13 protein-coding genes are annotated in these 13785 nt (G+C 44.0%); 9 read left to right on the forward strand and 4 right to left on the reverse strand.

Annotated features, from left to right (window positions below; genetic code table 11):
- Nucleotides 1–33 precede the first annotated feature (33 nt).
- Together lldD and AB4323_RS04425 are read right to left on the reverse strand one after the other, a co-directional pair.
- Nucleotides 34–1173, reverse strand: a complete 1140-nt coding sequence (gene lldD, locus AB4323_RS04420) for an FMN-dependent L-lactate dehydrogenase LldD (protein ID WP_372151724.1) — start codon at nucleotides 1171–1173, stop codon at nucleotides 34–36.
- Nucleotides 1174–1501: 328 nt separating this feature from the next.
- Nucleotides 1502–3208, reverse strand: a complete 1707-nt coding sequence (locus AB4323_RS04425; protein WP_372151726.1) for an L-lactate permease — start codon at nucleotides 3206–3208, stop codon at nucleotides 1502–1504.
- Nucleotides 3209–3455: 247 nt separating this feature from the next.
- Here AB4323_RS04425 and AB4323_RS04430 point away from each other — a divergent pair, with 247 nt between their 5' ends.
- The 4 genes from AB4323_RS04430 (at nucleotide 3456) to AB4323_RS04445 (ending at nucleotide 7897) form a co-directional block, all read left to right on the forward strand.
- Nucleotides 3456–4373, forward strand: coding sequence for a LysR family transcriptional regulator (locus AB4323_RS04430; protein WP_017081288.1), 918 nt, complete (start codon nucleotides 3456–3458; stop codon nucleotides 4371–4373).
- Between the two features lie 11 nt (nucleotides 4374–4384).
- On the forward strand, nucleotides 4385–6445 hold the full coding sequence (locus AB4323_RS04435) for a prolyl oligopeptidase family protein (protein ID WP_372151728.1): 2061 nt from the start codon (nucleotides 4385–4387) through the stop codon (nucleotides 6443–6445).
- A gap of 103 nt (nucleotides 6446–6548) precedes the next feature.
- Complete coding sequence (locus AB4323_RS04440) at nucleotides 6549–7058, forward strand: helix-turn-helix domain-containing protein (RefSeq protein WP_372009875.1); 510 nt, start codon at nucleotides 6549–6551, stop codon at nucleotides 7056–7058.
- A complete protein-coding gene (locus AB4323_RS04445; RefSeq protein ID WP_372151797.1) occupies nucleotides 7055–7897 on the forward strand; it encodes an IS3 family transposase in 843 nt (280 codons plus the stop codon). Before AB4323_RS04440 ends, AB4323_RS04445 begins: the two co-directional genes overlap by 4 nt.
- Before the next feature lie 15 nt (nucleotides 7898–7912).
- Here the strand turns inward: AB4323_RS04445 and AB4323_RS04450 are convergent, their stop codons facing one another.
- Entirely contained in the window at nucleotides 7913–8194 is a 282-nt protein-coding gene (locus AB4323_RS04450; RefSeq protein ID WP_372151730.1) for a hypothetical protein, read from the reverse strand.
- 53 nt (nucleotides 8195–8247) lie between these two features.
- Here AB4323_RS04450 and AB4323_RS04455 point away from each other — a divergent pair, with 53 nt between their 5' ends.
- Complete coding sequence (locus AB4323_RS04455) at nucleotides 8248–8667, forward strand: substrate-binding domain-containing protein (protein WP_102428151.1); 420 nt, start codon at nucleotides 8248–8250, stop codon at nucleotides 8665–8667.
- A 274-nt stretch (nucleotides 8668–8941) separates the two neighbouring features.
- Here the strand turns inward: AB4323_RS04455 and AB4323_RS04460 are convergent, their stop codons facing one another.
- Complete coding sequence (locus AB4323_RS04460; RefSeq protein WP_102332276.1) at nucleotides 8942–9964, reverse strand: LacI family DNA-binding transcriptional regulator; 1023 nt, start codon at nucleotides 9962–9964, stop codon at nucleotides 8942–8944.
- Between the two features lie 325 nt (nucleotides 9965–10289).
- Here AB4323_RS04460 and AB4323_RS04465 point away from each other — a divergent pair, with 325 nt between their 5' ends.
- From AB4323_RS04465 to AB4323_RS04480, 4 genes are all read left to right on the forward strand, one after another.
- Nucleotides 10290–10598, forward strand: a complete 309-nt coding sequence (locus AB4323_RS04465; RefSeq protein WP_102332275.1) for a PTS sugar transporter subunit IIB — start codon at nucleotides 10290–10292, stop codon at nucleotides 10596–10598.
- Nucleotides 10599–10611: 13 nt separating this feature from the next.
- Nucleotides 10612–11934, forward strand: a complete 1323-nt coding sequence (locus tag AB4323_RS04470; protein WP_102332274.1) for a PTS sugar transporter subunit IIC — start codon at nucleotides 10612–10614, stop codon at nucleotides 11932–11934.
- 65 nt (nucleotides 11935–11999) lie between these two features.
- Nucleotides 12000–12305, forward strand: a complete 306-nt coding sequence (locus AB4323_RS04475; protein WP_102332273.1) for a PTS lactose/cellobiose transporter subunit IIA — start codon at nucleotides 12000–12002, stop codon at nucleotides 12303–12305.
- 31 nt (nucleotides 12306–12336) lie between these two features.
- Nucleotides 12337–13740, forward strand: a complete 1404-nt coding sequence (locus AB4323_RS04480; protein ID WP_102428152.1) for a glycoside hydrolase family 1 protein — start codon at nucleotides 12337–12339, stop codon at nucleotides 13738–13740.
- Nucleotides 13741–13785: the final 45 nt, after the last annotated feature.

Consider the following 13785-nt stretch of genomic DNA (forward strand, 5'->3'; position numbering starts at 1 on the left):
CCGAATCCGAATCCGAATCTAAATCGTTGAGGTTTAATCTAGCCCCACCAGAGAATCACGAGTTAAGTCTTTGATTGTCTTGGCGCCAGTTAGAGTCATCGCAACGCGCATCTCTTTGTCGTAAAGGTCGAGTAGGTTCTCAACACCTGCTTGTCCCTGCGCTGCTAACGCGTAGACGAAAGAGCGACCAAGTAAGGTGCAGTCTGCGCCCATCGCCATCATGCGAACTACATCTAAGCCAGTACGAATGCCTGAGTCGACCAGAATCTTAGTGTCGCCTTTTACTGCGTCTGCAATTGTAGGCAGTGCTTTAGCACTCGATAGAACACCATCCAGCTGACGGCCGCCGTGGTTTGAAACTACGATACCGTCTGCGCCAAATCTCACGGCGTCTTTTGCATCTTCTTCATCAAGAATGCCTTTGATGACCATCGGGCCGTCCCAGAAGTCACGGATCCACTCTAGGTCTTTCCATGAAATCGACGGGTCGAAGTTGTCACCCAACCAACCGATGTAGTCTTCCAGTTTGGTTGGAGAACCGCGATAAGTAGAAATGTTGCCAAGATCGTGTGGTTTACCCAAAAGGCCAACATCAACTGCCCAGCTAGGATGACGCATAGATTGGAATACACGACGTATTGCTGCATTTGGACCGCTCATTCCTGAGTGCATATCACGGTAGCGAGCGCCAGGTACTGGCATGTCTACCGTAAATACCAGCGTTGTTACGCCTGCCGCTTTGGCACGTTCCAATACGTTCTTCATGAAGCCACGGTCTTTTAGCACGTAAAGTTGGAACCACATTGGGCGCTCAATCTTAGGCGCGACTTCTTCGATCGGGCATACCGATACGGTCGACATGGTAAAAGGGATGCCTTTGTTGTCGGCGGCTTTTGCTGCTTGTACTTCACCACGTCGTGCGTACATACCTGTTAAACCAACAGGAGCTAATGCAATCGGCATCGCTAGCTTTTCGCCAAACAATTCGGTTTCCAAATTTAGGTCCGACATGTCATTAAGTACACGCTGCTTGAGTGCGATCTCTGCAAGATCGGCCGTGTTGCGGCGTAGGGTATGTTCTCCGTAAGAACCGCCGTCAATGTAGTGGAAAAGAAACGGTGGTAATTTCGCTTTTGCTGCGGCGCGGTAATCAGTCGATGCGGATATGATCATAATTTCAGTCCTAAATTCTTGGGATGTTGCCCTTCTCTGAGAGCTTGGCTTGGGCTGCTTTAATTCTTGAAAAGTAAGCGTTTGTTGTTTCTTAATCGGTGAAGCAACTCATCGATAAATAAAATAACCAGTGAAGCAATTAATCTATGAAGCAATTAACCTGTGAAGCAAATAAACAGTGAAACAGTTAAGCAATAGAATGGCGTTAATACCCGGGGTGTTGATGTGTTTTAGTATCCATTCCGAAACTCATCAACTGTCTTATTAGACGGTGTTGCAGTCGGGGAATTGAGTATTAACGCCAAGTGCTTTTGTAACGACTTATGGTTTACATAAGTGCGTCTGTCATTTTGAAGCCGTAGATAACCACTAGGCCGATGATTCCTGTCATCACCAAGTAGTAGAATGTTGGGATGATTGTCTTACGTAGTGTTGCGCCTTCGCGTCCTAGCAAGCCTACGGTCGCCGATGCGGCTACCACGTTGTGAATCGCAATCATGTTACCTGCTGCTGCACCCACCGCTTGTAGAGCAACAACCACTGCACTAGAGATAGACAGAGTTTGTGCTACTTCGAATTGGAACTGGCTGAACATCATGTTTGAAACGGTGTTCGAACCTGCAATGAAGGCACCTAACGCACCCACCGTGGCACTTAACGCTGGGAATGCGCCGCCGACTAGGTCAGCTGCAAAGTTTGCAGTGGTTACTGGCATACTTGCTAAATCAGCGCCGTTCACACCAGAGTTAATGAAGATACGTACCATTGGGATGGTGAACACCAGTACAAAGCCTGCGCCAATCAGAGTCTTGCTTGATTCCCCAAACGCTTTGGATAGTGGAGTTGCACTACGAGATTGCATTAGAACAGCAACCAGTGCGACGAAGACCAAGATACCGCCAGGTAGATACAGAGGCTGAATCGCTGTGCTTACGCCTGTCTCGCCAAGGATGTTGCTGAAAGAAAGGCTAACGCTCTTAAGTAGGCCTTTGAACTCAGGGCTCACACGGCTAGCAACGAGAGTGACAGCGAGCAGCACGTAAGGTGCCCATGCCATCGCCATACTCATTTTCTTATGACCTTGCTTACTGTTTGAATGAGTGTCATCTAGATCGATTTTCAAAGAACCTAGCCATTCTGCTGGCCACTTGTCTTCGCTTTCAAAGTCCCATTTTGATTTAGGTACTAGGAAGCCGCGTTTTGCTGCTGTTACAACAATAGCAAGGCCAACCAAACCACCAATCAGCGATGGGAACTCAGCACCGAGGAAAACACCTGTTAGTGCGTAAGGAATAGTGAAAGCAGCACCTGCGAACAGTGCGAACGGCAGGATATCAAGACCTTCAGTCCAGCTTTTGTTCTTACCGAAGAAGCGAGTCAGCATCATCGCCATCAATACAGGAATCATCACACCAACGCAGGCGTGGATGATTGCAACACTTGATGTAATCTGTTGTAGGTAAGCATCCCATGTTGAACCATTGGCAATTAGGCTTTCACCGATGTTGTGCGTATCTAAACCTTTGTTCACACCAACGATGATAGGTGTACCAACCGCGCCGAACGATACCGGCGTAGATTGAATCATCATGCCCATCAGTACCGCAGCTAATGCTGGGAAGCCGATAGCAACCAATAGTGGTGCAGCGATGGCTGCCGGTGTGCCGAAGCCGGATGCACCTTCAATGAATGAACCAAAACACCAAGCGATGATGATCGCTTGCACACGACGGTCTGCTGATATGTCAGTAAAGCCGTTGCGGATGGTGGTGATAGCTCCGGTGTGTTTCAAAGTGTTTAATAAGAAGATGGCGCCAAACACAATCCAGAGAACCGACACGGTAATGCTGAAGCCTTGGAATACTGAAGCCAGCACGCGAGTGCTAGACATATCCCATGCGAATAGGGCGATAGCAACGGTTAATGCAAATGCCACTGGCATCGCTTTTTTTGCAGGCCAGTTAAGGCCAACCAGCAGAATCGCTGCAACAACTATTGGCGAAAAGGCCAATAATGCTAGTAGAGTTTCACTCATGGGTACTTCCTCGTACTTGTTTTCAAACGTTCATGTTTGAAGTGAATAACACGTCATTAGTTTTGTAGGTGTAATCTGAATCTCGAGGATTCAATTGTTGTAATTAGAGTCGCTTTATTTGTAACCGATGTGATTGCAAAAGCTGTTTTTGTAATTGTTTTGTTAATTTGGCGTGAATTTACCCCTTTATTTTTTATTGATATAGGGAAATAATGAAAATAATTAATTCCAAAATTGGCATAATCAAATGCGAGCAGACGATTTGATCCTGTTTTCACAGGTAGTAGAGCTGGGCAGTTTTAGTAAGGTAGCAGAGCAAAATAACCTTACAAATTCGGTAGTTAGTAAGAGAATTGCGCGTTTGGAAGAAGAGATTGGCGTGCAGCTATTATATCGAACCACGCGTAAATTGACGCTTACCGAGGCGGGTAAGGCAATGTTACACGGAGCCAAAAATGTGAAGCAGGCGGCTCAAGAGGCTATGGACGCAGTTTCAGGCTTTGGTGAAAATGTTAGTGGTCATATCAAAATGTCAGTGCCTACTATCTCCGGAGATTTGATTCTGGCAGATGCTGTTGCCGAGTTTTGTAATATGCACCCAGGTTTAACGGTCGATATGTCTCTTAACAATCGCTTTGTGGATCTGGTTGATGATGGCCTCGACTTAGTGATTCGAACCGGTTACTTGGAAGACTCCAGCTTAATTGCCCGTCATATATTGGATTCACAATGGGTGGTATGTGCCTCGCCGTCTTATATCGCCAAGAATGGTAAGCCGATGCAGCCCAAGGATTTGGTTGAGCACAATTGTCTGCAATACGCTTATCAAACAACGGGTGCCAGTGAGTGGCAATTTCTGCATAGTAAAGATGGCTTTACTGATAATGATAAATACATAGTGCGCGTCTCTGGATCTTTTTCTACCGATAACGCGACGGCATTAAGAAAGGCGGCGTTGGGCGGTCATGGTGTTGCGTACGTGCCACGTTGTCTGGTGTATCACGATATTCGCAATGGTCAGCTGGTGGACATCTTCCCTGATTTAGTCGGCAAGAAGCTCGGTATTTATGCGGTGTACCCCTTTACGCGCCAGCCACCGAACAAGATTAAGTTATTGATTGAACACATCAGAACACGTTACCTGACGATTTCACATTATTTTTAATAAGGATCACGATGAGCTATTTAAAAGAGTATCAATATCCAGTCACCAACAAACAGATCGTCAGCGATGACTATTTTGATCACATAGTTGAAGACCCTTATCGCTGGTTAGAAGACGACAGAAGCGACGAAACCGCGCAGTGGGTGGCGAGCCAAAATGAAGTCACGTTCAGTTACCTTGCTCAAATTCCGTATCGCGCAGAACTGCGAGAGCGATTAGCAAAAGCGCAAGACTACAAAAAGAGCTCGCAGCCGTTTGTACGAGGAGATTACACCTACTTCTACAAGAACGATGGCTTGCAGAATCACAGTATTCTCTATCGTCAGAAAGAAGGGCAACAAGAAGAAATTTTCCTAGATCCGAATACCTTCTCGGAAGATGGCACTACATCACTGGGTTCGGTGTCGTTTTCTAAAGATTACAGCCTAGTGGCGTACAGTATTTCAGAGGGTGGTAGCGACTGGCGTAAGATCTTTGTGATTGATACCGAGACTAAACAGCAGCTTGAAGCCGAAATCACAGACGCTAAATTTACCGGCATTTCTTGGTTGGGTAATCGTGGCTTTTATTACTCTAGTTACGATAAGCCAGACGGTAGCCAGCTTTCTGCACGTACCGAACAGCACAAACTTTACTTCCATGAGTTGGGTACAGAACAAGCTAGCGACAAAGTGGTTTTTGGTGAGAATAATGCCGAGCAGCACCGCTATGTGTCGGGTTACACCACCGAAGACGACCGTTACTTGATCATTCTAGGTCGAGAGTCGACATCGGGTAACAGGCTGTTCTATATCGATTTAAATTCACCAGAACAATCGCTGAACACGCTGATTGATCATGTGGATAGCGATACGTACCTCATCGATAACCAAGATGAGACCTTCATTTTATACACCAATCTCGATACGCCTAATGGCAAGGTGGTGAGCTTTGATACTCGCAGTCAACAGTGGCTCGATATCATTCCTGAAAAGCCACAGCCGTTAGATATCAGCACGGGCGGTGGTTACTTGTTTGCTCATTACATGGTCGATGTGGTGTCTAAGATTGAGCAGCTGGATTACCAAGGCAATCTGGTTCGTGAAATCCACTTACCTGGTCTCGGAACGGCCAGCGGCTTAGGTGGAAAAAACGAGCAAACCCAGCTTCATTACACCTTTACCAACTATGTAACGCCGCCAACGATTTTCTCTTTTGATGTTGAATCTGGAAGCTCTGAAATCTACCAACGCTCTGAGTCTCCGTTTGAGTCGGATCAATTTGAGTCTAAACAAGTCTTCTATACCTCGAAGGATGGCACCAAGGTTCCGATGCTTATCTCTTATAAGAAGGGATTAGTGTTAGATGGTAATAATCCAACCATGTTGTACGCCTATAGTGGCTTTAACGTTAGCCTAACCCCTTCCTTCTCGGGAACGGTGGGTAGTTGGCTGGAACTGGGTGGTGTGTATGCAGTGCCGAACCTGCGTGGCGGTGGTGAGTATGGTAAGGCGTGGCACAAAGCGGGAACTCAGCAGAAAAAGCAGAATGTCTTTGACGACTTCATTGCTGCTGCCGAGTTCTTAATTGAAGAAAACTACACCAGTAGCGATAAGTTGGCGATTCGCGGCGGTTCTAACGGAGGCTTGCTGGTAGGAGCTTGTATGACACAAAAGCCTGAGCTGTTCCAAGTGGCTCTGCCTGCTGTTGGGGTGTTGGACATGTTGCGTTACCACACATTCACGTCTGGCGAAGGGTGGGCGTACGACTATGGCACATCCGCGCAGAACAGAGAGATGTTCGAATATCTGCTTGGCTATTCTCCGGTTCATAATGTGGTGCGTGGCACGGATTATCCAGCAACATTGGTGACGACCGCTGATCACGATGACCGCGTAGTACCGGCTCACTCTTATAAGTTCATCTCAGAGCTGCAAGATAAGCATGAAGGTAGTGCGCCCGTGATGATTCGTATTGACGTAAATGCAGGGCATGGTGCTGGAATGCCATTGAGTAAAGCGATCGATTTCACTGCAGATATCTACGCATTTACCTTGTTCAATATGGGGATTGAGTCCCTAGATTCACTTTAGCGAATACTTGATTTTAGATAACTGGGTATTTAACTCAGACCAAAAAGCCTCAAAATCTGAACTGACCCCCAATAGTTGGACACCAATTATTGGGGGTCTTTTTATGTCCAAATATAGCCGAGAGCTAAAATGTATCATTGCTAAGCAATACTTAGATGGCACGTCATCTCTCTACTTAGCAAAACAATATTCAATTTCTTCAAGGCAGATACGGTATTGGGCTCAAGTCTTTGCCATCCATGGTACTGATTCATTTTTACCAACTAAGCATGCCGCGACTGCTCAAACAAAACGAAAAGCATTGAATTTAATGTGGACGAATGAATGGTCTCTCACGCACACTAGCGCTGTATTAAACCTCTCATCCCCTGGAATACTCTCTGTCTGGCTCAAACGATTTAATGAGCTCGGTATCAAGGGGCTCGAAATGCGCCAGAAAGGAAGACCCTCAATGAAACAGCAACCTCAACGTACCACTAAGCCTGATAATGAAATGACGCTTGAGGAGCTAAAAGAGGAGTTGGTCTACTTACGAACCGAGAATGCCGTTCTAAAAAAGTTGGAAGAGTTGGAGCAGGAAAAAAACCGTCGAACAAAGAAAAAGCGGTCATAGCTCTAACTCTTAAAGGCAAGTACCCGTTAAAGCACTTACTGCACACTCTACAGCTGGCAAAAAGTGTCTTTTATTATCAGGCTCAAACGAGCAAGCGCCCAAATAGCTACGAACGTGAGCTGCGGTTGATAAAGTCAATTTATCATGAACATAAGGGGCGATACGGCTACCGCCGTATTCACTTGGAACTAAAAAATCAGGGGTTCGTGCTTAATCATAAAACGGTTCAAAGGCTTATGGCTCAGCTCAACCTTAAATCGACGGTCAGGATTAAAAAGTATCGTTCATACCGAGGAGAGTCAGGAAAAGAAGCTCCCAACGTGCTTGAAAGAGATTTTAGTACGACTCAACCCGATGAAAAGTGGGTAACTGATGTCACGGAGTTCAAAGTCAAAGAACAGAAAGTATACTTATCTCCCGTTGTCGACTTGTTTACTCAGGAGGTGGTTGCTTATAGAGTGGCCAAAAATGCCTGCTTGCCGCTTGTCACGGATATGCTGACGGAGGCTATATCAAAGCTGAAACCCAACTCAAAGCCAATTATACACAGCGATCAAGGTTGGCAATATCGCCATCGACAGTATCAGAAAAAGGTAGCGGAGAGTGGGTTAACGCAAAGCATGTCGAGAAAAGGTAACTGCTTGGATAATGCGGTTGCTGAAAACTTTTTTGCTTTACTCAAAACAGAGATGTATCACAACCAAAGCTTTGAAGATGCAGATGCTCTGATAGAGCAAATTCAAGAATACATCGAGTACTACAATACCAAACGTATAAAAGTGAAACTAAAAGGCCTGACTCCGATAGAATATCGAACTCAGGCCTTGAAAGCCGCTTAACAGAAATGTCCAACTTTACGGGGTCACTTCAATCTGCCTTAGATTTTGAGGCTTTTCATATATATGAAAACCAATCAAGTTCACACCTCGTTCTCTTTGCTTTTCGACACCCTTTTCCGTGATAGCCGCCACCATTACTGATGAAATGAAAGCGATTTCAAGCTGATATTTTACGCATTTTTCACTATAACCTGTTGATCTAAAGTCAGTAGTTTTAGTCATGGATTTTCTAAAAGTTTCATGGCATTTAAGCTGATTTATCAGTGTGAACAGCGACCAACTTTTCAACTCTTTCATTGCTTAATATTTCCCTGTTCGATGAAAACTCAAAAAAATAATAGGGAAATACAATGCAAAAATTTAAGCTTTTGCCAATAACGGTCGCAGTGGCGGCATCGCTTGCTTCACTCTCTTCTTTTGCTGCTGATACTGATATCGAAGCATTAGAAAAACGAATTCAAGAGTTAGAATCTAGGGTTCACTTCTCCGCCTTGTTTACTGCTAACGACCAAACCGCTTACGGGGCGATTAAGGCGCTACACGATCACGGTTATAAAGTGCCAGAAGATGTGTCATTGATTGGGTTTGATGACTTACCAACGTCGAAGTATTTCACACCCGCGTTAACAACATTAAGGCAGCCAATTGAAGAGATTGGTGAAGTGTGTGCTCAGTCGATCTTGAACTTGTTATCTGGCGAGCGACATGAAGCAAGGTTGCCTCCGATTGATTTAATTGTGAGAGAGTCGACCAAATCTTTGTATCGTTAATTTCAAGACAAGCATCAAGGTGGTGCGCCTGTGATGATTCGTACTGATGTCAATGCGAACCATGGTGCAGGAATACCGCTGAGTAAAGCTATCGATCTCACCGCTTATATTTGCGCGTTCATATTGTTCAATACGGGGCAGGTAAGCTAAAACACTTTTGCCCCAAAGTTTGCTACAACAATGGAAAAAGGACTGACGAGTCAGCCATCTTTAATGGTTCGTTTTGGGGCTGTTTTCCGAGGAGAGCTTTGTATGAATCACACACCTCAGGGTTTTAGAAACTTAACCAAGACTTATTCGCATGGAATGGGGTCACTGAATTTCGACTTATTAAATTTCCATTTAAGATTTTCGGTTCATATGGAACAGCTTCATCACGTAGCTTTAGCGCTAACTTAACAGCATTCTGTGCCATGAGTTCAATCGGTAAGTCTATGGTCGTTAATTCTGGGGTTGAAAACTCACCAAAAGGATCATTATCTATACCAATAACAGATACTTGACTTGGAACGTGAACCCCTTCTTCTGACAAAGCTTTAATCGCTCCTAAAGCCATATTATCGTTAAATGCGAGAATCGCCGTAAACTTCACATTTAACTTCAAGAGGTTGGTACACAGATCATATCCACTTCTTATATGGTAATCACCGGATAACACTAAAGATGGATTATAAGGCAATCTAGATGATTCTAAAGCTCGCTTATAACCTTCGATACGAGCTTTTCCTGTTGGGTTGTCTATTGGACCAGTTATGCATGCGATGCTCTTATGACCGCATGAAATCAAATGTTCCATTGCGGTCACGATAAGACTAGATTGATCAATGGATACTGAATGGTAATTCCCTGCCATAGAGGCACGGTTTAACACAACAAAAGGCACGGACAGTTGTGATTCTAACGTTTGTATATGCTCATCAGATAGGGTTCGGCTATAAAGCAAAATGGCATCAAATTGCCCTTCTAGTTGTCTAATTACTTCATATTCATGTTGAGGGTCATTCTTACCATCGATTACTGTTAGTGTTTTGCCTTCTGATTGAAGTTGAATTGAGATTTGCTGTAATAGTACACCCCACCTAGTACTGTCATAGTTAGACAGTACCAATGCCACTGTATCAGTTTTATTTGTCGCTAAAGCTTGAGCGGTCCGGTTTGGACGGTAACCCAACTGTTCCATCGCGGCGAAGACACTATCTTTTGTCGATTGTTTAACCTGACCTGTGCCGTTGATCACACGCGAGACTGTTGCTTTGGAGACTCCAGCAAGTTTGCTGACATCAACAATGGTACTCATTCTATTCCTTTCATCACTTACCCACGTTACGTTTGGATATTATTATAAGTTATTGTTTATATGGACCAATTATCAAAAAATAAAGTTATCTTACTGTCTACTAGAACATAGTAACCCCTAAATTCGAACCCGATTTCTTACCTAATGTGATGCCCGTCATCAATTGTAGCATTGAGTAACGATATTTTATGACATTTCTCACACAAGTGAAACCGGTTTCTGTAACCGGTTTCTGTAACCGGTTTCTGTAACCGGTTACATTTTTCTCGTACTCTACAACGCTTACTAGATTAAGTGATAAATTAATAAGAAAAGGAACTAAATCATGATCAACATTTTATTGTGCTGTGCTGCTGGTATGTCTACTAGCATGGTCGTAAACAAAATGAAGCAATCTGCGGCAGCGAAAGGGATTGAAGCGCATATTGAAGCTGTGGGATTAGATGAATTCGAGTCGAACCTTCCAAACTTCGATTGCGTTTTACTAGGTCCACAAATTAAATACAAACTCAATGATTTCAAAGAGATTGCTGATGCTGCTAACAAACCAATTTCTGTAATGAATCAAATGGATTACGGCATGATGAAAGGCGAAAAAATCCTTAACGATGCAATCACAATGCTAAATCAATAAGAGGGATATCACGATGAAAGCATTATTCGATTTTCTAGAAAACACCTTAACACCGATAGCAGGCCGACTGGCAACTCAAAAGCACGTGTGTGCAATTCGTGACGGCTTCATTGGCGCAATGCCCTTCATGATCGTGGGTTCTTTCTTGCTTGTGTTTGCTTTTCCTCCTTTTTCGGAAGATACCGCGTTTGCCTTAGGTCAATGGTGGATTTCAATGTCATCCACCTATTTTGATGAAATCATGACCCCTTTTAATATGAGTATGGGGATTATGTCATGTTATATCTCTGCTTGTATCGCGTATAACCTAGCAAATAGCTACAAGTTAGATGCCCTACCAACGGCAATGCTTTCATTGATGTCATTTCTTTTGATAGCAGCACCGATGAAAGATGGTGCTCTGTCTGCAACGTACCTTGGTGGCACTGGTATCTTTACTGCAATCATTGTTGCGATCTTTGTTACTGAACTGACTCGTTTCTTAAAAGTTCATAATATTGGCATTAAAATGCCGGAGCAGGTGCCTGATAAAATTCGTCAGTCATTTAACCTGCTGATCCCAACAATGATCGTGATAGTTACGATTTATCCACTAAACCTTCTAATTCAAAACAATTTCGATATGCTAATTCCAGGTGCAATTATGGCTCTATTCCAGCCATTGGTATCAGCATCTGACACATTGCCGGCGATTTTACTTGCTGTACTTGTTGCACATACTCTATGGTTTGCTGGTATTCATGGTTCAGCAATCGTTTCTGGCATCATGGCACCCTTCTGGCTTTACAACCTAGGTGTAAACCAAGAAGCTCTTGCTGCAGGAATGGAACTGCCTCAAGTGTTTATTGAACCATTCTGGTCGTTCTTTATTGTATTAGGCGGCTCTGGTGCAACATTCTCATTAGTTCTACTTTACCTGAGAAGTAAATCTGCTCACCTTAAAACAATCGGTCGTCTTGGTGTAGTTCCTGCAATGTTCAACATCAATGAACCTGTAATCTTTGGTTCACCAATCGTTATGAACCCTATTATGTTCATTCCATTTGTCGGCGCTCCAATGATCAACGCTATCATCGCTTACTTCGCGACGAGTATGGACTGGATTGGCAAAATGGTTTCACTGGTTCCTTGGACGGCACCAGCACCAATAGGTGCAGCTTGGGGAGCTGGATGGCAGCTAAACAATGCTGTATTGGTGTTCATTCTAATTGGTGTAAATCTGGTTGTTTACTACCCATTCTTCAAAATTTACGAAAAACAGTTGCTTGCAGAAGAGCAGCCTCAAGACACAAATTCTACTCAAGATAACAAATCTAGTGAACAAAGCTTCGCGTAACATTCATCCAACTCAATAGAGTGGGTACTACCACTCTATTCATCAAAAATATTGAGGATATCCACATGGAACTAGAATCAACCGTAATGGAATTGATCATCAATGCTGGCGAGTCAAAAAGCCTAGCAATGCAAGCGCTACAGAATGCAAAGAAAGGTGAATGGGCAGAAGTTGACTCATTACTAACACAATCTACTGAGGCATCAAAGCGTGCTCACAAGGTTCAAACTGAGCTCATTGGAATGGATGAAGGTGAAGGAAAAGTGCCAGTGAACCTAATCATGGTTCACGCTCAAGACCACATTATGACTGCAATGCTTGCTCGTGAGTTGATTGAAGAGCTAATCAACCTACACCGTAAAATTCAATAAAATAACAACAGATTAAAATAAAGAGATAAACATGAAACCTAAGAATCTAACTCCTTTCCCTACCGATTTCTTTTGGGGCGCGTCAACCTCAGCTTACCAAGTTGAAGGCGCTTGGAACGAAGACGGTAAAGGACCATCAGTTATCGATATGGCTCCAATTGTCGAGGGTACAACAGATTTTAAAGTTACCAGTGACCACTACCACCACTACAAAGAAGACGTAACACTATTTGCAGAGCTAGGCTTGAAAGCATACCGCTTCTCTGTGGCTTGGACGCGTATCTTCCCTAATGGTGACGGTGAAATTAACCAGAAAGGCGTGGAGTTTTACAGCAACTTAATCGACGAACTGATCAAGCACAATATTGAGCCTATCCTAACGATTTATCACTTTGATTTACCATACGCTTTACAACAAAAAGGCGGGTGGTCAAATCGTGACACTGTTGATGCGTTTGCACTGTACTCTAAAACACTATTCGAGCTGTACGGTGACCGTGTTAAGTACTGGCTAACAATTAATGAACAAAATATGATGATCTTGCACGGTGATGCCATTGGTACCAAGAGTGTTAGCGGTGAGAACCCGGTGAAAGATCTATACCAACAAAACCACCACATGTTGCTAGCACAAGCCAAAGCAATGGTACTTTGTCACGATATGCTTCCTCAAGCTAAAATTGGTCCTGCGCCAAATATTTCAACGATTTACCCTGCATCTTCAAAACCAGAAGATGTTCTTGCAGCGAACACGTTCTCGGCAATTCGTAACTGGCTATACCTAGATATGGCAGTTTATGGTCGCTACAACCCAACAGCGATGCGATTCTTAAAAGAACGTGATGCAACACCAGAGATTGCAGACGGCGATATGGACATTATGGCTCAAGCTAAGCCTGACTTTATCGCCTTTAACTACTACAACTCGCAAACCGTTGCTGAAAGTACTGGTGATGAGAGCGACATCAACTCAACGGGCGACCAACAAATCACGATTGGTGAAGTCGGTGCTTACCGTGGTACTGAGAACCCGAACCTAGTGAAAAACGAGTTTGGTTGGGAGATTGACCCTGTTGGTTTCCGTACCACAATGCGTGAAATTTACGAGCGTTATGCTCTACCTCTTATTGTGACTGAGAACGGTCTAGGTGCTTTTGATACCGTCGAAGCTGACGGTTCAATTGATGATAGCTACCGCATCGAATATCTACAGCAACATATTGACCAAGTTCAGCTTGCTATCACTGATGGTGTTGAGGTCTTCGGTTACAGTCCTTGGTCTGCAATTGACCTAGTCAGTACTCACCAAGGTTGTGCTAAACGTTATGGTTTTATTCATGTTGACCGTGAAGAGTTTGACCTAAAAGAGATGAAACGTTCTAAAAAGGCAAGCTTCCATTGGTACAACGCTCTTATCTCTAAACACACTGCATAACCAGTCTGAATGCTTGGAGCCTACGCTCCAAGCATTCAATTAAAC

The organism is Vibrio sp. 10N.261.52.C11 (assembly GCF_041471405.1).
Classification (GTDB): domain Bacteria; phylum Pseudomonadota; class Gammaproteobacteria; order Enterobacterales; family Vibrionaceae; genus Vibrio; species Vibrio crassostreae_C.

Excerpts from the sequence above, each read along its gene's own strand:
- AB4323_RS04475 (WP_102332273.1), top strand. The coding sequence starts at position 12,000 with ATGGAACTAGAATCAACCGTAATGGAATTGATCATCAATGCTGGCGAG.
- AB4323_RS04465 (WP_102332275.1), top strand. The coding sequence starts at position 10,290 with ATGATCAACATTTTATTGTGCTGTGCTGCTGGTATGTCTACTAGCATG.
- AB4323_RS04440 (WP_372009875.1), top strand. The coding sequence starts at position 6,549 with ATGTCCAAATATAGCCGAGAGCTAAAATGTATCATTGCTAAGCAATAC.
- AB4323_RS04425 (WP_372151726.1), bottom strand. The coding sequence starts at position 3,208 with ATGAGTGAAACTCTACTAGCATTATTGGCCTTTTCGCCAATAGTTGTT.
- AB4323_RS04470 (WP_102332274.1), top strand. The coding sequence starts at position 10,612 with ATGAAAGCATTATTCGATTTTCTAGAAAACACCTTAACACCGATAGCA.
- AB4323_RS04480 (WP_102428152.1), top strand. The coding sequence starts at position 12,337 with ATGAAACCTAAGAATCTAACTCCTTTCCCTACCGATTTCTTTTGGGGC.
- lldD (WP_372151724.1), bottom strand. The coding sequence starts at position 1,173 with ATGATCATATCCGCATCGACTGATTACCGCGCCGCAGCAAAAGCGAAA.
- AB4323_RS04450 (WP_372151730.1), bottom strand. The coding sequence starts at position 8,194 with ATGAAAGAGTTGAAAAGTTGGTCGCTGTTCACACTGATAAATCAGCTT.
- AB4323_RS04430 (WP_017081288.1), top strand. The coding sequence starts at position 3,456 with ATGCGAGCAGACGATTTGATCCTGTTTTCACAGGTAGTAGAGCTGGGC.
- AB4323_RS04455 (WP_102428151.1), top strand. The coding sequence starts at position 8,248 with ATGCAAAAATTTAAGCTTTTGCCAATAACGGTCGCAGTGGCGGCATCG.
- AB4323_RS04460 (WP_102332276.1), bottom strand. The coding sequence starts at position 9,964 with ATGAGTACCATTGTTGATGTCAGCAAACTTGCTGGAGTCTCCAAAGCA.
- AB4323_RS04435 (WP_372151728.1), top strand. The coding sequence starts at position 4,385 with ATGAGCTATTTAAAAGAGTATCAATATCCAGTCACCAACAAACAGATC.